We start from the raw sequence: 22,226 nt of genomic DNA on the forward strand, positions 1-22,226 counted from the left end.
CATCTGAGGCCACTGGCACTCATCTGTAGCTTGTTCTCGTGATCAGCCGACTTTATGGAGCCAGACGACCGAGGAGTCGTCGGAGGCGTGCCTGAACGGTTCGAGCTCATCGTCCCAGGCCTGGCCGAGTGCGACGCGCAGTTCGCGCTGCAGTTCGGCGGCGTTCGACCCGGCGACCTCCATGGCGTAGCGCACGCGATCCTCAGGGATCACGACGTTGCCGGCGGTATCGGTCTGGGCGAAGAAGATACCGAGGTCAGGAGTGTGCAACCAGCGGCCGCCGTCCGACCCTGGAGTGGGATCCTCGGTCACTTCGAACCGAAGGTGTTCCCACCCGCGCAGCGATGAGGCGAGAGCGGCGCCCATTCCCTGGTAACCCTCCCAGTAGAACTCGGTGCGCTGGGCTCCTGTGAGAACCGGCTGATCCTCCCAGGAGAAATTCACGGCGCGACCTAGAGCGCGCCCAGCTGCCCATTCGACATGCGGGCAGAGCGCGCGCGGAGAGGAGTGAACTAAAATCACCCCTCGTGCGACAGATGCCACCATGATCTCCTCCATTTCCTGTGGTACGTCTTCCCCAACGACCGTGGAAATGCCTGAGTGGTGCAGCATCCTATGAAATTGTCGGCTCGAGGCCGTTGCAGTCATTATGCCTTACCCGACCGCGAAATCACAACGATGTCATTCAGTGAGGCACTCCTCGTTGCCCCGAACGCCACAAACCTGAGCTATACCCGGTAGAGTTTTGAGGTGCTCCTGGCCTCTCGCCGGGTGAAAGGCAAGGTGAGTCATGGCTATACGCGACGGAATCCTGGCAGTTCTTTCTCTCGGCCCCGGCTATGGTCTCGCTGTGCGCGACGAACTTCTCGCCCGTGCCCCGCACCGTACCGATCTCAACGTCGGTCAGGTGTACAGCACCCTCGACCGCCTCGTACGCGACGGGCTGGTCGACACCGGCACGTTGACGGACGACAACCTTCCCCTCTACACGATCACGCCAGAGGGCTTGGAGGCCGTCGCGCGGTGGCTTTCGCTCCCCGCGGCTCCTGATCCCCGGTCGTGGTCCGACCTGATGGACCAGGTCCTGATCGGCTCGAGCCTGCCCGGTCGGGACTGGGAAGAGCTACTCGACCGGCATGACGTGGCCTGGCGGGCGGCACTGGCGGCGCCGAAGCCGGATGCTGTCCGGCCGGCACATCTCCTCGCGGAGTCGGCAATGCTGCACTGGGCACAGGCCGCCCTGGCCTGGCTCGATGACGCGCGCGTCGCTTTCGGTCGCTCCGATCCTGCCTTGCCGCTCCGAGGCATCCGTCCGTTGCGTGGCCGTAGACCACAGCACACACCAGAGGCACACCCTTGAGTGAGTCCCCCGGCGGCGATACGCTGCCCGGCATGACTTACCACTTCACCGTAGCGGTCCCGCCAGGCGGAAAGGCTGCCTGAGTCATGGTCGCGCGCGGAGGAGACCGCCAGGCCGTGATCGTCGACGGCCGCCGGATCACCGTCACCAATCTCGACAAGGTGATGTACCCGGAGACCGGAACGACAAAGGCCGACGTGTTGCGGTACTACGCCGAGATCGCCGATGTGCTGGTGCCGTACACGGCCAACAGGCCGGCGACACGCAAGCGATGGGTGCACGGAGTGGGAACCACTGAACGGCCTGGTGAAGTGTTCTACCAGAAGAACCTCGATGAATCGACGCCGGGATGGGTGTCGCGCCGGTCGATCGAGCACAGTGCAGGGCCCAACGAGTATCCACTCGTCAACGACCGGGCGACGCTCACCTGGCTCGCACAGATGTCGGTGCTCGAGATCCACGTGCCTCAGTGGCAGTTCGAACGCACAGGAGGACGGCGCAACCCCGACCGTCTCGTGCTCGACCTCGACCCAGGAGACGGCGTCGGCCTGGTCGAGTGCGCCGAGGTCGCACGCTGGGCGCGGGAGATCCTCGTCGACATGGGACTCGAGCCGTACCCGGTGACGAGCGGCAGCAAAGGTATCCACCTCTACGCTCCCCTCGACGGGCGATGGACCTCTGACCAGGTCTCGACCGTTGCCCACGAACTCGCCCGCGCATTGGAAGCCGATCATCGGGAACTGGTCGTCAGCGACATGAAGAAGACGCTGCGCACCGGCAAGGTTCTCGTCGATTGGAGCCAGAACAATCAGGCCAAGACGACGATTGCACCGTACTCGTTGCGTGGCAGGCTCCATCCGATGGTGGCCGCTCCCCGGACCTGGCGGGAACTGTCGTCGCCGTCACTGGCACAACTCGACTTCGAGGAGGTTCTCGAGCGGGTCGACAAGCGAGGAGATCTGCTCGCGCCCCTCCTCGCATCCCGCGACGCCGGGCTCGGACCGACTCCCGCCCACCAGGCGACGTTCGATGCCACTCCCGAATCACTCGACAGACTGGCGAAGTACCGGAGCATGCGCGACGGCAGCAGGACGCCCGAGCCGGTACCGGATGCCGCGGCGCAGGTCACCAGCGGAAATTCGTTCGTCATCCAGGAACACCACGCCCGGCGCCTGCACTACGACTTCCGGCTCGAGTACGAGGGTGTGCTCGTTTCGTGGGCCGTGCCGAAAGGCCCACCGCTGGACGGCGCAAGCAATCACCTCGCGGTTCAGACCGAAGACCACCCGCTCGAGTACGGGACGTTCGAGGGTGTGATCCCTGCGGGCGAATACGGCGCGGGAAACGTATCGATCTGGGATCACGGCACGTTCGAGCTCGAGAAATGGCGCGAAGGGAAGGAGGTCATCGCGACCCTCACCGGCGCACCGGACGGTGGTCTCGGCGGTGTCGCCAGGAAATACGCACTCATCCATACATCGCGCCCCGGCGCGGAGAACAACTGGCTCATCCATCTCATGGACGGGTCAAAACACCCGGCGGGCCGCGGCAGTCGAGCACTGAGATCAGGGGTCACTACCCGGACGCTCGCTGCTGCTGCTGCTGCTGCTGACGATGTCGCTCCGATTTCACGTCCGTTGCGCTCCCCCATGCTTGCGACGAACGGAGTGCAGGCCGACATCGATGCCGATGAAGACTGGGCGTTCGAGATGAAGTGGGATGGCTACCGGGCCATCGCCTACCTCGACGGCACCGACGTGAGGCTGGTCAGCCGAAACGGCAAGGACCTCACGTCCACATTCCCGGAGCTGGTGCGCCCGCTCCGAGAAGCGGTCACACCACGCTCTGCTGTTCTCGATGGCGAGATCGTCGCGCTCGACCGCAAGGGGAGGCCCAACTTCGGATATCTCCAGTCGCGCGCCGGACTGACCGAGGAGCAGTCCGCAGCGCGGTCCGCCACAATCGAGATGATGCTGTTCGACCTGATCGAACTCGACAATCACGACATCGCCGGCGATGACTACGACGTGCGCCGGGCGGCACTCGTCGCGAGCGTCACACCCACGGGGGCGATCCAGGTGCCGGAGGAATTCGACGGAGACCTCGACGCTGCACTCGCCTCGAGCACGAGCCTCGGTCTGGAAGGGGTGATCGCGAAGGTCAGAGACAGCCGATACGCAGAAGGTCGACGGTCTCGGGCGTGGATCAAACTCAAGCACCAGAAGTCGCAGGAGGTCGTCGTCGTCGGCTGGCGGCCTGGCGCGGGAAGCGCTGCCGGCGGCATCGGGTCACTCGTGCTCGGTATCCCGGATGCCGACGGCATCCGCTATGCCGGGCGGGTCGGCACCGGGTTCTCCGATTCTGAGCGGCGCGCTATGGTCACCCGCTTTCGTACCATGGCGCGAACCTCACCCCCGATTCACGATGCACCGCGTGACGAGCTACTGCACGTGCACTGGATCGACCCTCTCCTCGTCGGGGAGGTCACGTTCATGGAGTGGACGAGCGCAGGGTCGCTGCGGCATTCATCCTGGAAGGGGTGGCGACCGGATAAATCACCGGAGGACGTCAGCATCGAGTAGCCCGTGGTCGGGATACCGTTTCTTCCGCGTTCGCCTGGCTGTCGGTTGCGGGTGCTTGACTGATGGGATGCAGTCGTCCACAGAGCTCCCACTCGGTTATCACGTCGAATTCCTCGCGGTCTCCGTTCCCCTGCCGACCGCCACGCGCGATCTCGTCGAACTCGGTTACGTGCATTTCACGGTGCTTCTCGACGCGAAGCGACGGCTCGCGGCGGCCACCGCTGTGAATATCGACGGCGCGGCGCTCGTGGACCTCGGTCGGGGAGACGACTGGCATCTCGATTCGCGAGTCTCTCCCGATGAGCAGGCCGGACCAGACCTCTACCGCGGCAACGACCTTGATCGTGGTCATCTCGTGCGCAGGCGAGACCCCGTCTGGGGAGAAACCGCACTGGCTTCCCGGGCTAACGCCGATACGTTCGCGTACACCAACGCGGCGCCGCAGGCTGCCGACTTCAACCAGTCCAAAGAACTCTGGCTCGGGCTCGAGGACTATCTCCTCGACTACGCCGCGACGACCGATCAGCGACTCACCGTTCTGACCGGTCCCGTGCTTGACACCGCCGATCCGGTCTATCGCGGCGTCGGTATTCCGCAGGCGTTCTGGAAGGTCGCAGCGTGGATTGTCGAACGAGCCGATGGGCCTGAATTGGCTTCCACCGCCTATCTCCTCGACCAGAGCCCCCAACTCGACGAGATCGATCTCCCCGGAGCACGACAGCGCCTGAGCACGGTCGGCGCTCCCCCGGCCCTGGGTCCTTTTCGGACGTTCCAGGTTCCGGTGCGCGACATAGCGAGGATGACCGGATTAGGTCTCGGCCCGCTCGTGGCCGCAGACCGACTGGAGCGTACGCAGGGAATCCGTCCGCCGTCGACCGGCTGGATCGCTCTGGCTACCGTCGACGACATCCGATTGTGAGTGCTCCTCCTCGGCGGCGCGAAACCCCGTTGTCACTTCCGTACGGCCGGAGTACGGTGACGAGGAACGGCGCCGCAACCAGTCGCGTGAGCCCCCCTACGACGCCTTCGCGAAAGGAGGCTCTGTGATGAAGAAACTCCCTCTCAGATGCCGACTTCTCATGCACAAATGGGTCGTGATGCAGGACGCCTCGGATGCTCCCCGATACGTCGGGTGCAAGCGGTGCGGTCGAATGAAGGTTCTCGACTCGATGGGCGGCGTCTGGGGACTCGGACGGAACCTGCTTCTCGATGAGAATAAGGATCGCCAATAGCCTGCTGGCAGCGGTGTCGGTCGTAGGCCGTACCGTTGCAGCATGACCGGATGCTCGATCACACTCGACTCGGGAGCAGCCTGTGGCGGGGCCGTCGGCGCAGAGTCACCGCTTCCGCTGTGCGAGAGCCACCTTCTCAGCGCATACGAGTGGGTGAGCGGCCGCGTGGGCGTCACCGATCTGCTTCCGTCCGCGTGCCTCGCCTGTGGATCCCGACTCGGCGTTCGCTACCCCTCCGGCTGGCTGTGCGCCGTCTGCGAGTGGCGGGTTGGTGACATCCCCGATGGGGAGATCGCTCGCAACAGGGTCGACGTCATCTACTACCTCCGGTTCGCTGACCGAATCAAAATCGGAACCTCGGCGAACCCACGCCAGCGGCTCGCGAGCATCCGTCATGACGAGTTGCTCGCGTTCGAGCGCGGCAATCGCCTGACCGAACAACGGCGGCACGTTCAGTTCGCGAGCACACGATTCGCCCGGACCGAATGGTTCGCCATGTCAGATGAGCTCCTCGCGCACGCGGAGAGCCTGCGTGCAGGTGTCGGCGATCCGTGGGCTCAGTACGCCCTCTGGCTGAGCCAGGAGGCGGCACTGCGCGGCTGACCGTCAGGCCCGAATGACGAGTTCCGTCAGCGGCACTGCTGCTGGGCGCTCGCAGGTGCTTGAGATCTCGACCGCCTGCCCCGTGTGAGCCGACTTCAGGATGGACTCCATCACGTCGAGCGCATGGAAGGCAAGGTGGGCCCCTGCCCGAGGCTCCGCATCCGAACCGGTGAGCGCGAAATCCTGCAGGCCGATTCCGCGGCTTGCACCGACGTAACCCGCAGACACGGGCAGAGTCTCCCAGTCGCTGGAGCCGAGTGACCGCAATTTGACGTCTCCGGCGAAGTGATTGGGGTCAGGAACGATCAGGGAGCCGGTCTCGCCATGAACCTCGATGTTCGCCGACTGCGTTGCGACGGCGTCAAAGCTCATCACAAGCGTCGACAGCGCTCCTGACTCGTGCACGAGCACGCCGGTGACGTGGGTGTCCGTCGTCACCGGAATGGACTCCCCAGCGCGCGGCCCCGAACCTATCGTGCGGGACGCCCGGGTATGACTTGCCGCTCCGATGACCGACGCGACCGGACCGAGGAGGGTGACGAGAGCCGAGACATAGTACGGGCCCATGTCGAGGAGTGGTCCACCACCGGGGACATAGTAGAAGTCGGGGTGAGGGTGCCACCGCTCGTGCCCGGGTGTCACCATCGTCGCCGTAGCAGAGATCGGGGTTCCGATGAGGCCGTCGTCGATCGCACGGCGGGCGGTCTGCGTGCCCGTGCCGAGGACTGTGTCGGGTGCGCAACCCACTGTGAGGCCGGTTTCGGCCGCCGCCTCAAGGACCGCCGCCGCCTGCTCGGAGTTCGCGGCAAGCGGCTTCTCTCCGTAAACGTGCTTGCCTGCAGCAAGGGCTTGCAGCGCAACCGGGGCGTGCGCGGCCGGGATGGTGAGATTCAGAACGAGCTGCACGTCGGCATCCGCCATCAGCTCATCGACGCTGAGCGCCCGAACTCCAGGGTGCTCAGCCGCAACGGCTTCAGCGCGGGCCCGATCCAGGTCGGCGACCGCGACGAGCCGAACGGCGTCGAGCTTCGGGAAGGTCTCGAGATAAGCAGCGATGATGTTGCCGCACCCGACGATTCCGATGTTCAGTGGTACTAGCGGCTTGCCCACAGCATGCCCCTCTCGATGATGGTCTTGACGTTCTCGTTTCGGAGCACGTCGACGGAATGGCCGGGCGTCGCCACGAAGATGCGGCCTGCACCCCACTGTCGGGTCCAGATGGCCGGGGCGACGACCGGACGCGTCCAGGCATCCCAGTCGCGCGCGGCCAACGTCGTCGTCGCGAGCACGTCGATGTAGTCGTCGTTGAGTACCCAGTACTGCTCGGTGGTCAGGTCGAAGTCGTCGATGCCTGCGGTGATCGGGTGGCCGGCGCCTGCATCCGTCATCTCGACCCGGTAGTCGATGAAGTTGTCGGTCGCATCTCCCACACGTTCGTCAGGATGTTTGCCCGGGTGGCAGGCGAACTGTCCGCCGATGAGGTGCAGGTAGTCGGAATTGTTGCGATACGAGTCGGCGATGCCGCCGTGCCATCCCGCCATTCCCGTGCCCGCCTCGATCGCCGTGCGCAGGCCGAGAAATTCGTCTTTCTCAATCGTGTTCATCGTGTTGCACTGCACGATGAGATCGACGGTTCCCATCACCTCGGCGTCAGCGTAGACAGCCGGACCCTCTTCGACCCGAACGCTGAAACCGCTCGCTTCTAGGAACGGGATGAAGAGCTCGGTGGCTTCGACCGGCTGATGCCCGTCCCATCCGCCGCGGACCACCAGGGCGATTCGGTCGTGTGTCATGCGCTTCTCTCCATTGATCAGAGCCGGGTTGTCGGTCTCAGAGGGGAACCACTGTCGAAAGTTTTCGACGCGTTCGCACCTCTCGGTCGAATGTAGTTGCAGGCGACAAACACTGTCAAGGCAATGCCATCGCGCGGCTGGCTTTTTGGTCGCCCGTACACGACACTAGAGGCTGAGTCGAAATATTTCGATGCCGAGGAGAGCGCCACGACCATGAAAGCCCCGAAGAGCAAACCATTGCTCACGACCGTCGCCGCACTGGCCGGGGTGAGCGCACCCACCGTCTCGAAGGTGGTCAACGGTCGGGCTGACGTCTCCGCGACGACTCGGCTACGCGTGCAGGCTGCACTCGACGAACTGGGATACACCTCGCCGATGCAACGCCGGATGCGCTCGGGCGGCCCGGCAATGGTCGACCTCGTGATCGCCGATCACGACGGCGCGTATTCGATGGAGGTACTGCGGGGCATCCTCGACCACGCGGAGACCGTGGGGGTCGACATCGTCGTGAGCAGTCACACCCCGAACAAGCTCGCCAGGGTCGACCATCACGACTGGGCGCAGCGCATGACGGACTCTGGCCGCAGCGGCGTGATCTTCGTGACATCCGAAATGACCGCAGGTCAGCTGCGCGCCTTTCAGCAGCGAGACATTGCCGTGCTGGTGATCGACCCGCTCAATCCGCCTCCAGGTGGCTACGCGAGCGTCGGTGCCACCAACTGGGCGGGCGGAAAATCAGCGACGGAGCACCTGCTCGGGCTCGGGCATGACCGCATCGCGTTCATCGGGGGCCCTGCGGCTGCGGAGTGCAGCGTCGCACGACTTCACGGCTACCTGGCCGCACTGGCTGGTCGGGGAATCCCTGCACGCCAGCCGTACGTTTTCGACGGTCCGTTCTCGCAACGATCCGGAGCCATCTGCGCCCGACAGGCCCTGGACCTCGAGAACCCGCCGACGGCGATCTTTGCCGCGAGTGACACCATCGCCCTCGGCGTGCTCGAAGTGGCACGGGAGCGCGGACTCCGGGTTCCCGATGATCTCAGCGTGGTCGGTTTCGACGGGACACCGCTCGCCGACCAGACGCTCCCCCGGCTGACCTCGGTCGCTCAACCGTTGCAGGAGATGGGGCGTGCCGCGCTCCGCGCCGTCCTTGCGCTCTCGCGTGGCGAAAGGCTCGACTCAGCCCGCACCGAGCTTGCGACCGAACTCATCGTCAGGGATTCGACCGCCCCATTGCTTCGCTGACAGCCACTACTCCGCTAGTGAGCTGCGGTGACCGGCTGGCCCTTCTTGGAAAAGCGTGACACGAACAACACGACTCCGGCGATGAGAAGCCCGAGAACGAGACCGAAGATTGCGGACAGCGCGGTGTCGACCAGCCAGACGATGACGGGTCCAGCCGCCTCGACCGCGTGGGTCACCACGTGCAGCAGATCGTAAGGCACGTGCCAGAACGTCTCGTCAAGGTTGACGATCACGAGATGTCCACCCACCCAGAGCATCGCCACGGTGCCCAGAATACTGATTCCGCGGAACACTGCTGGCATCGACTTCACGATGCGCGCACCCGTACGTCGTACCTGCTTCGATGCGCTCTTCATCAGGCGCAAACCGATGTCATCGATCTTCACCAGAAGCGCGACGGCACCGTAAACGACAGCGGTCATGGCCAGGCCGATGACGGCCAGCGCGCCCAACGTCATCCAGATCCCGAAATCAGGATCGAGGCTGGCCAGCGCGATGAGCATGATCTCCGTGCTCAGAATGAGGTCGGTCCGGATAGCGCCAGACACGAGTTTCTTCTCGTCGCGTGCTTCTGTCTCATCGGCAGCGTGATGGACGCCGAACCACTCGGTGACCTTTTCCGCGCCTTCGAAGCACAGGTAGGAGCCTCCGATGATGAGCAGGAACGGTAGCACCCACGGTGCGAATGCCGAGAGCAACAGCGCGACAGGGATGATGATGATGAACTTGTTGAAGAGGCTGCCAAGGGCAATCCTCCATACCACGGGCAGCTCACGGGCCGGTGTCAGCCCCTGGACGTACTGCGGAGTGACGGCAGCGTCATCGATGACGACGCCAGCGGTCTTTGCGCTCGCTTTCAGCGCAGCGGTGAGGATGTCATCGACGACAGCGAGCAGGCCGACAGACATGTGCTTCTCCTTGGTCATGGCTGCCGACGTCGTGTCGGTGCCCATACAAAACTAGCGGATGGCGGCGGACGTCTGGTTCTGCGGGCGATCGGCGAACGGACATGGTAGGGCGGATGGTCACTCCGGGTCGCGGCTCTCCGACTCGGCACGATGGGGCACCCCAAGCAAAGGAGAGTCCCGTGGGCAAGGTGGTCATGTACAGCTCGGTGTCTGTGGACGGCTTCGTCGCGGACGAGAACGACCAGCCCGGACCTCTGTTCGACTGGTTGTCCAGCGGTGACGTCCCATTGGACGGGAGCGGCGAGCTCAAAGTCTCGCAGAGCACCTTCGACTACACCCGCCCGTACTGGGACCAGATCGGCGTGACAACCGTCGGCCGCCACGTCTTCGACAAGCGCTACTTCGGGTCGGTTCATGCACAGCACCTGTTGGGGGATGCCGACGCGGTGGTTCAGGGCAACCGGGTCCTTCACCTGCGGTATCCGGTGCGCCGTCGACCGGTCTGAGCGGGTACGCGATGACCACTGCAAACGGTGACACACGATCGGCCTCCGTCTGCCGTCGCCGCCCCGGGGACCGACGCGCCGGCTCGGGAGATCAGGTCGCGATCCCAGTGTTTACACAGTAGGGCGGACGGGACTTGAACCCGTGACCGACGGATTATGAGTCCGTATCCCCAGCTTTTCCGCCGCGCACCGCCTCACTCCGGAGCGCTCCGCGATGACCCGGTTTGGCCCGGTATTACGCGGAAGTTGCAGAGACCCGACAGCCCGACTCGGAGCGGCATGGAGCGCGGCGGATTGCCCCGGAGCAGCGCGGTTGGACGGGTTTTCGACGGGTTTTGCCGGGACCCCGTCAGTTTGAAAGGCGAACCGTATCGACTGTCGCAATGTCCTCAGGCGATAGGAAGTACGCACACATGAGTGTCTCCTCAGCCTTCGATCCTGAGCCGCCTCCTGCACACTCAGATCACGCGGCCTGTAGTCCGGCTTGATCAGATTGCGTCCCGGACCACCACCGAACTCGCTGTGGTCTCCGTAGTCGCGGTTGCTCGGGTTATGCAGATCGTCTCGGGTGTACATAGCGTCCTCCTGGGTTTGGGGTTGCCTTCAACGCTACGCTCCCCCACCCTCTCGGCGCTCGACAGCCACGGTTACAGAAGTGCAGATCAGGAGTGCATTCCTAATGCCAATTGTTTTCGAGCACCGTTCAAGCGGCGGCGATAACTTTCCCGGTAAAATTTCATTCAGATGGCAAATATCTACCCGGTATATGTTTCTTGCCGGGGTCGATCAGCAACAGGAAGCAGGACACCGTGGGACTACGAGGACCCCAACCACAGGGCAACGATGTACGACTTGACCTCACTGTCTCGTCCAACGTCGACCGGGCGCTAGACCAGCTTGTCGAGTTGAGCGGCGTTGCAAAGGCAACGTTCGTCCGACAGGCCTTGCTGGACATGCTCAGCACGTTGGGTCTCGTTTATCCCGAGGTCGCAGAGTCCCTGAAACCAACCCGTACAGCTGGGCGAACCTCGCTCGCTAGAACACAGAGAAGGAAATGACCATGGCAACACAGATTCAACTCCCCGAGTTCCCGAAGCGCGGACACGGCACGGCGCTCCAGCTGGAGAGCCAGCGCAAGCGCTATCGCATCGCGGGTGACGCACTGCGCCGGGAACTCGCCAAGGCGGAAGACGCATTCGCAGCCGTGCTCGCCGACCGAGACCAGCGCGATCAGACAAAAGCTCGACTCGCAGCAATGGCGCGGAAGAACCGCGCCGACAACCTCAAAAAGTAGAACGGAACTCGACCCATGAGCAACCAGAGCAACGTAGGTATGACCATCGACGACATGCGAGCAGCCGCAAGGACGCTTGCCTATCCCAACACCGAAACGGAGCGTGCGAACATCAAGCGAATCGACGAGGAGATCTTCGAGAAGGTCCGCGTTCTTGAGAATGGCATCCTCGCCAATGCGACGGAATTCATTACCAACAGCGCCGTCGACCTGACCGCCGCGTCCGAGTTCACAGACGCAATCCTGGAGGACGTTGTCTATGCCCTCGACACCAGCAACCCGGATGTTGACGCGATTGCCGGACGCTACGAGCAACTGCGAGGTCAGGCCGAGCGTGTGGCCAAGACTCTCGAACGGCTCGACCGTGAAGCCGCCTGGCACGCCCAACGGGTGGAAGACCCCTACGGCAGCTATGTGTCCTTGGTGTCGAAGTACCCGACGCTCCGCCCGTCCATCCGACTTCAGTGACCAATGGAACAGCGGCCTAGGTCAACACCACCCAGACCGCTGTCTTACCCCGAAAGGCAACCCAATGAACGCCCTAACTTTAGCCCCGAACCCGATTGCGCCGCTCTACGACTACTGGGCACGCGTCCTCAACATGGAGAAATCCACAGTCTCGATGGAAACGCCGGACACCACTCCGATGCGTTACCTCGGTCAGGTCGAGCTTGCCACCGTGCGGGTACGACCCCGTCCGTTGTGGCTGACCGAGCCAACGCGCTCCGGCATGCCGCACGAAGCCGCGTTGCGCCTCGCCATCTGGCAGGAGCGCGGCGTGCTCAACTACAAGAGCGGCTGGAGACTCGCGAAGGATCTCCAGGAGTTCTACTGGCCCTACGCACACTCAGCGCGGGAGCCGTGGCGCGGTCTCGACCTCCTCCGCGCTATCGACCTGACCAGCAACGAGCACGGTGTGGAGGTCTGGATTGATGCGGAACCGTCCGCCGATGGTCCGAATCACTACCGCCGGATAAGACTGCACAAGCGTCTTGCAGAGCTCGCGGCGGCACAACTCGGCAGCACGCCGTAGCAAGCGGACTATTACGGTAAACTTGAAACGCCCGGCCAAGCCGGTGATACGCAACTGATGTGAACTCCATACATAACTGAAGCGACGAAGCAACAAACCACCATTCAACTGTGGTCGCACCCGTGGTGTGAGAAGCGTTGTGGGCCTCCGGACAATGAGTAAGCCGGAACCGGGTCTGTAGCGAACCCGCATCACCAGCAGTTGGACTGGCCTACAGCCGATTCTTAGCAATCCAGGCGTACGGCGACGTGGTCATCTTGTCCAGTTCTTATTGGACAGAGACCCCCTCATCGTGCGCCTTTGTGCATTTAACGGTCTCTGTCAGAGAGGCCATCATGGCGACCACAGAGACCACGACCACCCCAACGCGAAACTGGTTCGATTACGACAGTGGTAGTGAGTATCTCGGCATCTCGCGACGCGCGATGCAGCGTCTCGTTGCAGACCACAAAATCGGCTACACGAAGCTCGGACTGCGCACGCTGTTTAGTCAGGAACAGCTTGAGCAGTTCATAGCCGACTCAACTGTCGAACCGACGAAGTAAGCCGGGTTCACCCAATGAACACGGACAGTTGGCCCGAGCCAACGCCAGAGATACAAGCCATCCTCGATGTGCTCGATGATGCATCCCAGACCGGTCCGACGCAATGGACAGCCCGTTGCCCGGTGCCGGACCACAACGATTCGCGCCCGTCCTTCCAGATCTCGGAGGGCGACGCACAACCCGTCGTCGTCCAGTGCATGGGCGAGTGCGACTTCGCGGAGGACGTTTCGCCTGCGCTGCGCGGTCTGGACATCCCTGCCGAGTACTTCGGCGGCGGAACTCAGAAGCTCCTGCATCGCGGACGCAAGAAGCCCGTCATGAAGAAGCTCCCTCGGGCGAAGCCTGTTGAGCAGGTGCCGCTGGAAGATCAGGATCAGCCGCATGAGTGGCACGCCATGCTCATGGCCGGGAAGTTTCCCAAGTTCCTGGAGTTCTTGACCAACGAGCGCGGTCTCACGACGGAGACGTTGGAGCGGTTCTCCATAGGCACAGACGGCGAGCGGATCACCATCCCGGTCCGTCCCAGCTATGGCGAGCGGATCACCATCCCGGTCCGTCCCAGCTATGGCGAGTGGATCAACGTCCGCCGCTACAAGCCGCACGCCAAGCAGAACAAGGTCCTGAATCTGACGGGACACGGCCGAATAACGTTCTACCTTCTGGAGGTTTTGAAGGAGGACAGGTCTCCGGTCCTCCTGTGCGAGGGAGAGTTCGATGCGCCCCTCGCGAATCAGGAGAGCAACGGTCTGTATGTCGCCATTAGCGGCACCGGTGGTGCTGGCAATGCACCGCGCGATCTCTCGCCGTTGCAGAATCGCGAAGTGTTCGTGGCCTACGACAACGACGACGCCGGTGCCAAGGGCGCTCAAAAGATTGTCGACAAGCTCAACCTCGCTGGGGCCAAGGCACGCGTGCTGGACATCCGTGAGTTGGGTGTGACGGGTGACAAGGAAGACATCACCGACTGCTTCATGCAGTACGCCGGTACCGCGGAAGCGATCGTCAAGGAAATGGACCGCCTTCGGTCGGGACAACGTCTGCGGTTCGAGGCGGTCTCCGCTGCGGATCTTGCCGAACCGGTGCCTCCGATGAAGTGGCTCGTCAAGGGCGTGTGGCCGGAAGGCTCCTATGGGACGCTCGCTGGCGAGAAGAAGACGCTCAAGACGTACACCGGTTTGTCGTTGGCGTTGGCCGTAGCGAGCGGAGAGCCATTCCTCGGACAGTTCCCTGTCCCGGAACCCCGCCCGGTGTTGATGTACCTCGGAGAAGGTGGCGACGGACCAACGCGGCGTCGGCTCCAGACCATCGCAGAGTTCATGGAACTCGACCTTGCAACGCTCCCGTTGCGCATGGTCTACGACGCTGGCGACATCACCGGCGAAGAGTTCCTGTCGTCGTTCAAGCGACACATCGAGGAGGAGATGCCGGGGCTGGTGATCGTGGACCCGTTCTACGCTTTCCATCCTGCCGGGATAGAGGCTCAGAATCTCTACGACCGGGGCGCAATGCTCGCAGAGGTGCAGCGGATGATCCCTCCCGGCTGTGCGTTCGTCCTCGCTGACCACTTCCGCAAAACCGGTGGTAAGGACCTCGACCTCGACTCAATCGCACAGTCCGGCGTTGCACAGTGGGCAGACAGCTGGATTCTCCAAAACCACGACACCCCTCCCCGCGTTGACGAAGGGCAGTTCTCGGTTGGCATGCAGTTCGGCTCACGGCAGTGGGGCGGGAGGCAGTTCGTCGTGGATTGGAACATCGGTCACATGGACGAAGACTCCGGCGAACACGTCGGCGACCTGTCTGTGTCGGTGCGTGCAACGGAATGGGGTGCCAAGGCTTCGACTTCCACGTACAAGTCCGACGTCACCGCTTCGACCATCCTCAATCTGATCGAACCGGAACCGTTGGTCTACACCAAGACCGAAGTCCGCGAAGCCGTCAAGGCTCAGGCCCAGGTCGGCGTCGCAACGTTCAACGCGGCATGGGAGGCACTCGTAAAGGACAACCGGATCGTGAGTGAGAAGGCACCCGGCAACGAGGGCAAAAACCGCGACCGCTGGCGCAGGTCTGACGTGGTCCGGGAGGCGCTTTCTGTGTCGGGCGGGAGCGCAAAATGACCGGCAATCCGACTCCGGGCCGGGTCGACTTGAAATTGGCCCTCCGCAACCCGACTCGGAGCGGGGTCGACTTGGAGTCGGGTTGCCGGCTGAATGCCCATGCTTCCCAGTGTTTACCTGCGAAAGCAACTCGACTCCGACCCGAGTCGACTAGGAGTCGCCTTGCTAGGCCGGAACACGGGAAACCGAGGTCGGGAGGGTCAACCCGACTCGACTCGGTTTCCTTAGGGAGTCGGGTCGACTTGGAAATGGCTGTACCTAGTGCCCAAGACACAAAAACTGCAGAGCCGAATACACCCATACAGAACAAGGAGAAATGCAATGTCGAGTAACAGCAGCAAAGACCTATCGAGGGTCGAACCCTTCAACAGGTGCACAGCACATAAGAAGAATGGTGACCAGTGCAAGAAGTCCGCTATCCGAGGAGGTCGCGTCTGCCGATCCCACGGAGGTGCTGCTCCACAGGTGCGGGCGCGCGCTGAGAGACGGATTCTTGAAGCATCTGACAAGGCTGCCTCGCTCCTCGTGGAGATGATGAGCGACAAGAAGACTGCACCGGCGCTCAAGATCAAAGTAGCTCAGGACCTGCTGGACCGTGCTGGGATCTCCGGAAGGCAGGCTCTGGACATCAGTGTCTCGGAGAAGCCCAAGTGGGAAATGGTGGCAGAGGACATCCTCATTGACATCGAAGAAGACGATGACAACTTCTTCCCTCAAGGCATTGTCGATGTTGAGGTTGTCGAGGACGATCCCGAGGCTCTCGCCCAACGCGACCGTGAGGACGAACTCAAGGCCGTTGAACTGGAACGCCGCCAGAAGCGTGTCGCCCGTCGGGGGCGCTGAGCAATGGACACCTACGACCCCACGAACGGTCCTCATCCCGGTCCCGGTCCCGACTGTCACTTCGGCGCGCAGATCGCGGTGGCGCTGTACTCCGCTCAGGATCCCGACCTTTGGCTGGAGGCAGAAGACCTAAAGCGGCGTGCTTTTGAGGCCGGTTATCAACGACGGTTCGGACTGCGTGACGCATCTGGCACGGAGCCACAAGATATTGGCGGCTAGCCGAAGAGAGGGCCAACCCCTCACCCCTGTGTGGGTCGGTCCGTAAAAGTGCCAGAGGCGCCAATTTTGTGCGGAGTTGCCAAACCGTCCGGTTTGGCGTTCGATTCGACCTCGAACAAGCACGCCAAACAGGAGGACAGCAACGTGAACACGGTGATCGGATACACCAGAGTCAGTACTGAGGAACAGGGTCGGAGCGGCCTCGGTCTCGAAGCACAACGCGCCACCATCTCTGCACACGCCAACGCCAAGGGCTGGGAGGTGGTCTGGGTCACGGACGAGGGCATGTCTGCCAAGTCGCTCGACAGACCCGGACTCCAGGATGCACTTCGGATGCTCAAGCGGCACGAAGCCGACGCAATCCTCGTGGCCAAGCTCGACCGGTTGAGCCGGTCGGTGCAGGACTTTGCAGGGCTGTTGGAGGTAGCGAAGAAGCAACGCTGGTCGATCACGGCGCTTGACGTTGGTGTGGACACGACGACGAGTGGTGGTGAGCTTGTCGCCAACGTCATGGCTGCTGTTGCACAGTGGGAGCGCCGGACCATCGGTGAGCGCACGTCCGTCGCGTTGAAGGCGGCACAAGCTCGCGGCGTTCACGTTGGCAGACCTGCCGCGTTGTCGAAGTCCGCTGAGTCACGTCTGCATGAACTCCGCGCCTCTGGGCTCTCCTTCGCCAAGGTGGCTGCTCACCTCAACAACGAGGGTGTTCCGACGGCTCATGGCGGGAAGGCGTGGCACCCGACCACCGTGGCTCGCATCCTCAAGCGGCAGGAGATAGCAGCATGAATGAACTCGACTTCCGACCGAAGACGAAGGGCGTTCCCGCTCGCTTGATCCGCGTTGGTCAGGTCGTCATGGAGTCCTACGAGCACCCCTGCAAGGTGGTCGAGATCAACGACAACCCCGTCAGCAAGTACCGCATCATCTCCGCCCGGTACGTCTGGCAACGCGACAGCGAGCCACCATGGCGACTCGGCACCTTCCACCCCGAAGCACTTCTCGAAAGGGCAATCTGATGGCACACGTCCGCACCATAGAGCGCAAGACCGGCACCGCCTACGAGGTGCACTGGCGCGCAGGCACCACCAAGAAGCAGCGCACCTTCACCGCCAAGCGCACTGCCGAACGTTTCGCCATGAAGGTCGAGACCGAGCTTGCAGAGGGCAACAGCACCGAGCCCTTAGTCAAGAACGCGAAGACCGTCGCCCAGGTCATCGCGGCGTCGATGGCAGCGAGCAAGCCCGAGTTGAAACCGCGCACATTCCACTCTTACGAGTTGCTTTACGCCAACCGGATCTTGCCAACGTTCGGAAGCCGCCGCGTCGGCACCGTGACCCGTGCCGATGTGCAGACGTGGATCACCGCGCTTGCCGGAGAAGGACTGTCGGTGACGACGGTGCACCATCACTACGTCGCGCTGAAGAAGGCGTTTCGGTATGCACAGCACGACCGGCTGATTACCTACAACCCCTGCGACGGGATCAAGATGCCGAAGAACCACGATGCAGAACAGTTCCAGTCAGTGTTTCTCAACGCAACACAGGTGGAGGCTGTCGCGCGTGAACTGGCGTCCTTCGCTCCGTACGACCTGCTGGTGCGGTTCGCCGCGTACACCGGGCTGCGGGCTGGAGAGATGGCCGGGTTGCGAGTGCGGGACCTCGACCTTGTGGCTGGTCACGTTTCTGTCCGTCAGACCGCGCAGCGCATCGGCGGCGAGTGGGTGTACGGCACACCGAAGTCTCGACGGTCGGTGAGGGACGTGCCGCTGATGCACAGCGGCACGATTGCCGAGCTACGCCGGTACAAGATGCAGCACCCGAACTCTGGCAACCCGGACGCGCTGTTCTGGCCCGGTCGGCACGTTGGGTCGAACCGGTTGGACTACAGCCGCGTTATCGACATGGGCAGCTTCCGCCGGAACTATCTACAGACCGCGCTCACCAACGCCGCGTTGCCAGCAATGCGGTTTCACGACTTCCGCCACACCGCCGCGTCCCTCTGGCTCGCTGCCGGCTTCAAGCCCTACGAGGTCAGCCGATGGCTCGGACATGCCAACGTCTCGACAACAGACGGTATCTACGCACACCTGTATCCAAGCGACTACTCACAGCACGTCGCCCGGTTCGACGCGTTTGTTCAACGGGGCTAACGACGCGGCGGGCGGGGTGGTAGCGGGTACCGCCACGTGTCACGTTCGGACTCGGCGTCAGATTCCGTCGACCATTCGACTGTAATGGTGGAGTCGGATGTGCCCATCGTACGTGCGGCTATGAAGGTAAGTGCCTCACCGGGTTGCACGTTCTGCCGCTCGGGAAGACCATGTGTGATCAAAGATTCGTGCGCGCCAACAGCCACACCGTATGCAGTGGCGTCGCCCGTGTTTTCGAGAAGATACTTGTCCCCGGAATGGTGCTTTAGCGACCAGGAGACTCTACGGGGCGGCTGCGCGGCGAGTACCGAACTAACTGAACTGTCATGTGTGGCCCGAGCGGCCATGTCTTCGAGTGCCTCCGCGATGCGCGACATGTTGTCAATTGTGAGGGCGGCGGCGTTCTCCGAGCGTATAGCGCTTGCCTCAGCCGCCTTCTCTGCAGACCTCGCATTCTCCAAATCTTGCTTGTGGCCCCGCCTTGTCAGGATTACGGTTGCCGCGACACCACCAAGTGCAACGAGCGTCGCGACCGCCTGAATAATGGTCGCAGTCGCATCCCAGTCCCACGCCCCGCCAGTAGTATCCACGGACCCATCGTGGCATATCGAGGGAACCCCATGACGCGGCGTCAAGTGTCGGCTCTTGGTGCCACACTTGGCCCATGCCTTCACACACATGTGCCTATTGCGACCGCCATTCGAACATGACCCGAAGGTGGGCGGCATATACCGCGCCGCAGGAAGGTGGCCGTCGTCACTTGCAAGCTGCCTTCATCTGTGACTTCTGCACCCGCGCAAGCATTGGGGCGTCACCAGTCCGGTCCGGGGAGAAGCTCGATTATCCCGACTCAGCGACCGATCAACGAAAGGATGAGGACTGGAGTTGGCTCCCTCGCTCGGGCATTGCGCCCGATTTTCCGGACGTCCCCGAGACGATTGCGCACGCTGCAAAAGAAGCGCACGAAACTTCCAGCATCAATGCTCACATGGCCGCGATTTTGATGGCTCGAACGGTCGTGGAGGCTTCGGCGAAGCACCACGGCGTAACCAAGGGCGATCTGTACAAAAAAATAGACAACCTGAAGGATCTGAACCTAATCCGCCCGGGTATCGCAGAGGCCGCGCACGAGATCCGCCACCTTGGCAACGAGATGGCGCACGGCGATCTGGAAGACAACCCGAACGGCGACGACGCGGCCGACGTACTGCAACTCATGGATCAGCTTCTAAATGAGCTCTTTCAGGGACCAGCACTGGTTGCCAAGATGCGCGCGCGCCGAAATGCGAAATAGATTCGACGGCGGGTTTTGGACGGGTTTGCTCTGTCCTCACTTGGGGAGAGCACAACGCGATCCCTTTGTTTACTTGGTAGGGCGGACGGGACTTGAACCCGTGACCGACGGATTATGAGTCCGCTGCTCTAACCAGCTGAGCTACCGCCCCGAGCGGCGTCTAATCGTCTGACACCTGGATGGGAATCGCCTCGGTGACCGGATCCGTCACCGATTCCCCACGATACATGCTCTCGAAGATGGCGAGCGTCCGCTGGATGTCGTGCGCCTTGATCATCTGGAGCGACTCGCGTTTCATGGCCGTGAGCTTCTCCGGCGACGCGGTGAGAACATCCGTCAACCGCGCGGCGAGTTCATCGACGTTGCCCGGCTCGAACAGGTAGCCGTTCGCGTCGTCGTGAACGAGGTGCGGCAACGCCATCGCGTTGGCGGCGACGACGGGGAGAGCGGATGCCATCGCCTCCATCGTGACGATCGACTGCAGCTCAGCGATCGACGGCATGGCGAGCAGGGTGGCACGGGTATAGCTCGCGCGCAACTCCTCGTCGCTCACATAGCCGGTAAAGGTGACGCGGTCGCCGAGGCCGAGCTGGGCCGCGAGATTCTCGAGGTTGCGCTTCTGGTCGCCCCCTCCGACGATCTCGAGCTTGGCGTCGAGCGACGGATCAAGTCGTGCGAATGCGTTGATCAGCACGTCGATCTGCTTCTCACCGGTCACCCGTCCGACGAAGATGATCCTGTTTTCGGTGCGTGGTTCGAAGCTCGGCGTGTACATGTGCGCGTCGATTCCACAAGAGATGGCGTGGACCCCGTTGAGGCCGGTGTACTTCTCGAGGAAGTCGGCCGCCCGCCGTGTCGGCGTCGTGACGGATTCGGCGAGGCCGAGGTTGCCCCTGGCAAGCTTCCAGGCGAATCGGACCAGCCGCTCGCGGAATCGCTCAGGAAGCAGCGTGAACTCGAGGGCATTCTCAGGCATCAGGTGGTTGGTGGCGACGATCCGGATGCCACGCTTCGTCGCGGCGTTCGAGAGGCCGCGTCCGACGACGAGGTAGGACTGTGAGTGGATCACGTCGGGCTTCACAGCGTCGATGATTCGGGCGGCGTTGCGGTTGATCGTCCAGGGAAGGGCGAATCGCAGCCAGTCATGCGGGTACCAGCGCCAGGAGCGCAGGCGGTGCACCGTCATCTGCTGGCCTTCGTGCGTCTCGGTCCAGGTCCCGCGCTTGCGTGAGGCGGCTGGAGCAACGACGTGGACCTCATGCCCGCGTGCGACCATTCCTGCCGCAAGGCGCTCGGCGAATCGCGCCGCACCGTTGACATCCGGTGAGAAGGTGTCAGCGCCGATGATGATGCGCAGCCGCTTCTTTCCATCGTTCGGGGTCGAGTTCGAACCGCTGCTGGTCGAATTGAGTGAGTCTGGCAAGATGGGGGTTTTCCTCCGTCATCGGCCGGCGCTGAATCAGCCGGCCACATCCCTTGGCTGGTGGCCTCCGGGGATCGATCGCTCCATTCTAAGGGGCAGCCGCCGCTCCACGGCGAACCCATCGCGGCGTGCCCGAGGGGCAGTTTACTGGGCCTGGGGGTGGTGCCGGGCGAGTTGGAACACTCCCCAGACCGCGATCACCCCGGCGACGACGAAGCCGATCATCGCCCACAATGGCGCACCACTGGCCTCGTCGAGCACGACGATCCCGATCGCGACGGCTACCATCGGGTCGACCACCGTGAGCCCGGCGATCACCAGGTCCGGTGGCCCAGAGGAGTATGCCGTCTGAACGAAGTACGCACCGATTCCGGTGGCGACGAGCAACGCGACGACACAGAGCACGGTCAGCCAGTCGAAGTTCTCGTTGACGATCCGGTTGATGACGACCTTGGCAAGTGTCGCGACGAAGCCGTAGATGATTCCGGCCGCGAGGATGAAGAACAGGGCCTTCGAGCGTTTGCGGAAGAAGATGAAGCCGGCCGCGAAGATCACGAGCACGATGCCAAGCATGACGAGGACAGTAAGGAGGTCCGTCGTCGTGACGGCCTTCTCCCCTGCGACCAGGGCCGCGATGGTGACGAAGAGACCGACACCGCCCACACAGGCCGAGATCGCGATCACCGACGCCCGGTTGGGTGTGACCTTGTTGATGCGGGCGTTGAGAACCGACGTGATGACCAGGGCGATGGCGCCGAGTGGCTGCACGATGATCAGCGGTGACCAGATGAGAGCGGTCAGTTGGAAGGCGATGGCGAAAGCGAGCATCAGCGTGCCGAGCACCCAGGACGGCCGGGCGAGCAGCAACCTCATCTGACCGACGTTGAGACCGCTCCGCGCGTCCACTCCGCTGGACGATTCGACCTTGGTGACCCCACGGTGCTGGAACTGCGCGCCGAGCGACAGGAATACCGCCCCGACGATGGCAAGAGGGATGCCGATCAGCTGGGTGGGATTGCGAACAAACTCCGCCGTCAGGTCGCCGAAATCGTTGCTCGCAAACATCACCTTGCGAGCCTA

Annotated in this window: 24 protein-coding genes and 2 tRNA genes; 18 read left to right on the forward strand and 8 right to left on the reverse strand. The window is 62.8% G+C overall.

Annotated features, from left to right (window positions below; genetic code table 11):
- Window positions 1–42 precede the first annotated feature (42 nt).
- Complete coding sequence (locus IWX78_RS05735) at window positions 43–546, reverse strand: DUF3145 domain-containing protein (RefSeq protein ID WP_196832536.1); 504 nt, start codon at window positions 544–546, stop codon at window positions 43–45.
- 244 nt (window positions 547–790) lie between these two features.
- On the opposite strand from IWX78_RS05735, the gene IWX78_RS05740 reads away from it, so the two are divergent.
- The 5 genes from IWX78_RS05740 to IWX78_RS05760 all read left to right on the forward strand — a co-directional run bounded on the left by IWX78_RS05740 (window position 791) and on the right by IWX78_RS05760 (window position 5,777).
- On the forward strand, window positions 791–1,360 hold the full coding sequence (locus IWX78_RS05740; protein WP_196832537.1) for a PadR family transcriptional regulator: 570 nt from the start codon (window positions 791–793) through the stop codon (window positions 1,358–1,360).
- Window positions 1,361–1,446: 86 nt separating this feature from the next.
- Window positions 1,447–3,942, forward strand: coding sequence for an ATP-dependent DNA ligase (locus IWX78_RS05745; protein WP_196832538.1), 2,496 nt, complete (start codon window positions 1,447–1,449; stop codon window positions 3,940–3,942).
- A 67-nt stretch (window positions 3,943–4,009) separates the two neighbouring features.
- Window positions 4,010–4,861 (forward strand): DNA/RNA non-specific endonuclease, encoded by an 852-nt coding sequence (locus IWX78_RS05750; protein ID WP_196832539.1) that lies wholly within the window; start codon window positions 4,010–4,012, stop codon window positions 4,859–4,861.
- A 127-nt stretch (window positions 4,862–4,988) separates the two neighbouring features.
- Window positions 4,989–5,174 carry a hypothetical protein gene (locus IWX78_RS05755; protein ID WP_196832540.1) on the forward strand — a complete coding sequence of 62 codons (186 nt, stop codon included), beginning with the start codon at window positions 4,989–4,991 and terminating at the stop codon, window positions 5,172–5,174.
- Window positions 5,175–5,216: 42 nt separating this feature from the next.
- Window positions 5,217–5,777, forward strand: a complete 561-nt coding sequence (locus IWX78_RS05760; RefSeq protein WP_196832541.1) for a GIY-YIG nuclease family protein — start codon at window positions 5,217–5,219, stop codon at window positions 5,775–5,777.
- Window positions 5,778–5,780: 3 nt separating this feature from the next.
- Here IWX78_RS05760 and IWX78_RS05765 read toward each other — a convergent pair whose 3' ends face one another.
- Window positions 5,781–6,887 carry a Gfo/Idh/MocA family protein gene (locus tag IWX78_RS05765; RefSeq protein WP_196832542.1) on the reverse strand — a complete coding sequence of 369 codons (1,107 nt, stop codon included), beginning with the start codon at window positions 6,885–6,887 and terminating at the stop codon, window positions 5,781–5,783.
- The gene (locus IWX78_RS05770) at window positions 6,872–7,570 is read right to left on the reverse strand and encodes a ThuA domain-containing protein (RefSeq protein WP_196832543.1); all 699 of its coding nucleotides are present in this window, start codon (window positions 7,568–7,570) and stop codon (window positions 6,872–6,874) included. Before IWX78_RS05770 ends, IWX78_RS05765 begins: the two co-directional genes overlap by 16 nt.
- 213 nt (window positions 7,571–7,783) lie before the next feature.
- Here IWX78_RS05770 and IWX78_RS05775 point away from each other — a divergent pair, with 213 nt between their 5' ends.
- Entirely contained in the window at window positions 7,784–8,815 is a 1,032-nt protein-coding gene (locus IWX78_RS05775; protein ID WP_196832544.1) for a LacI family DNA-binding transcriptional regulator, read from the forward strand.
- Between the two features lie 14 nt (window positions 8,816–8,829).
- Here the strand turns inward: IWX78_RS05775 and IWX78_RS05780 are convergent, their stop codons facing one another.
- Window positions 8,830–9,723: a DUF808 domain-containing protein gene (locus tag IWX78_RS05780; RefSeq protein WP_196832743.1), complete on the reverse strand. Its 894-nt coding sequence runs from the start codon at window positions 9,721–9,723 to the stop codon at window positions 8,830–8,832.
- Between the two features lie 179 nt (window positions 9,724–9,902).
- On the opposite strand from IWX78_RS05780, the gene IWX78_RS05785 reads away from it, so the two are divergent.
- Window positions 9,903–10,229 carry a hypothetical protein gene (locus tag IWX78_RS05785; protein WP_196832545.1) on the forward strand — a complete coding sequence of 109 codons (327 nt, stop codon included), beginning with the start codon at window positions 9,903–9,905 and terminating at the stop codon, window positions 10,227–10,229.
- Between the two features lie 119 nt (window positions 10,230–10,348).
- On the opposite strand, the gene IWX78_RS05790 is transcribed toward IWX78_RS05785, so the two are convergent.
- A tRNA-Leu gene (locus tag IWX78_RS05790) sits at window positions 10,349–10,425 on the reverse strand.
- A gap of 864 nt (window positions 10,426–11,289) precedes the next feature.
- Between IWX78_RS05790 and IWX78_RS05795 the strand changes: the two genes are divergently transcribed.
- The 11 genes from IWX78_RS05795 to IWX78_RS05845 all read left to right on the forward strand — a co-directional run bounded on the left by IWX78_RS05795 (window position 11,290) and on the right by IWX78_RS05845 (window position 19,723).
- Window positions 11,290–11,523 (forward strand): hypothetical protein, encoded by a 234-nt coding sequence (locus IWX78_RS05795; RefSeq protein WP_196832546.1) that lies wholly within the window; start codon window positions 11,290–11,292, stop codon window positions 11,521–11,523.
- Between the two features lie 15 nt (window positions 11,524–11,538).
- Window positions 11,539–11,991 (forward strand): hypothetical protein, encoded by a 453-nt coding sequence (locus IWX78_RS05800; protein ID WP_196832547.1) that lies wholly within the window; start codon window positions 11,539–11,541, stop codon window positions 11,989–11,991.
- A gap of 64 nt (window positions 11,992–12,055) precedes the next feature.
- A complete protein-coding gene (locus IWX78_RS05805; RefSeq protein ID WP_196832548.1) occupies window positions 12,056–12,556 on the forward strand; it encodes a hypothetical protein in 501 nt (166 codons plus the stop codon).
- Window positions 12,557–12,891: 335 nt separating this feature from the next.
- Window positions 12,892–13,101 (forward strand): helix-turn-helix domain-containing protein, encoded by a 210-nt coding sequence (locus IWX78_RS05810; RefSeq protein WP_196832549.1) that lies wholly within the window; start codon window positions 12,892–12,894, stop codon window positions 13,099–13,101.
- A gap of 14 nt (window positions 13,102–13,115) precedes the next feature.
- Entirely contained in the window at window positions 13,116–15,218 is a 2,103-nt protein-coding gene (locus IWX78_RS05815) for an AAA family ATPase (RefSeq protein ID WP_196832550.1), read from the forward strand.
- Window positions 15,219–15,539: 321 nt separating this feature from the next.
- Entirely contained in the window at window positions 15,540–16,061 is a 522-nt protein-coding gene (locus IWX78_RS05820; RefSeq protein WP_196832551.1) for a hypothetical protein, read from the forward strand.
- 3 nt (window positions 16,062–16,064) lie between these two features.
- Window positions 16,065–16,280 (forward strand): hypothetical protein, encoded by a 216-nt coding sequence (locus IWX78_RS05825; RefSeq protein ID WP_196832552.1) that lies wholly within the window; start codon window positions 16,065–16,067, stop codon window positions 16,278–16,280.
- 93 nt (window positions 16,281–16,373) lie between these two features.
- Window positions 16,374–17,066, forward strand: coding sequence for a recombinase family protein (locus tag IWX78_RS05830; protein WP_334684581.1), 693 nt, complete (start codon window positions 16,374–16,376; stop codon window positions 17,064–17,066).
- On the forward strand, window positions 17,063–17,296 hold the full coding sequence (locus IWX78_RS05835) for a hypothetical protein (protein WP_196832553.1): 234 nt from the start codon (window positions 17,063–17,065) through the stop codon (window positions 17,294–17,296). Before IWX78_RS05830 ends, IWX78_RS05835 begins: the two co-directional genes overlap by 4 nt.
- Window positions 17,296–18,429: a tyrosine-type recombinase/integrase gene (locus IWX78_RS05840; RefSeq protein WP_196832554.1), complete on the forward strand. Its 1,134-nt coding sequence runs from the start codon at window positions 17,296–17,298 to the stop codon at window positions 18,427–18,429. The genes IWX78_RS05835 and IWX78_RS05840 overlap by 1 nt, the downstream gene beginning before the upstream one ends.
- Before the next feature lie 664 nt (window positions 18,430–19,093).
- On the forward strand, window positions 19,094–19,723 hold the full coding sequence (locus tag IWX78_RS05845; protein ID WP_196832555.1) for a DUF4145 domain-containing protein: 630 nt from the start codon (window positions 19,094–19,096) through the stop codon (window positions 19,721–19,723).
- A 74-nt stretch (window positions 19,724–19,797) separates the two neighbouring features.
- Here the strand turns inward: IWX78_RS05845 and IWX78_RS05850 are convergent.
- From IWX78_RS05850 to IWX78_RS05860, 3 genes are all read right to left on the reverse strand, one after another.
- A tRNA-Ile gene (locus IWX78_RS05850) sits at window positions 19,798–19,874 on the reverse strand.
- Window positions 19,875–19,883: 9 nt separating this feature from the next.
- On the reverse strand, window positions 19,884–21,068 hold the full coding sequence (locus tag IWX78_RS05855) for a glycosyltransferase (RefSeq protein ID WP_196832745.1): 1,185 nt from the start codon (window positions 21,066–21,068) through the stop codon (window positions 19,884–19,886).
- 222 nt (window positions 21,069–21,290) lie between these two features.
- Window positions 21,291–22,211, reverse strand: coding sequence for a DMT family transporter (locus tag IWX78_RS05860; RefSeq protein WP_196832746.1), 921 nt, complete (start codon window positions 22,209–22,211; stop codon window positions 21,291–21,293).
- Window positions 22,212–22,226: the final 15 nt, after the last annotated feature.

Origin of the sequence: Mycetocola sp. CAN_C7 (genome assembly GCF_015752285.1) — a bacterium.
Taxonomy (GTDB): domain Bacteria; phylum Actinomycetota; class Actinomycetes; order Actinomycetales; family Microbacteriaceae; genus Mycetocola_A.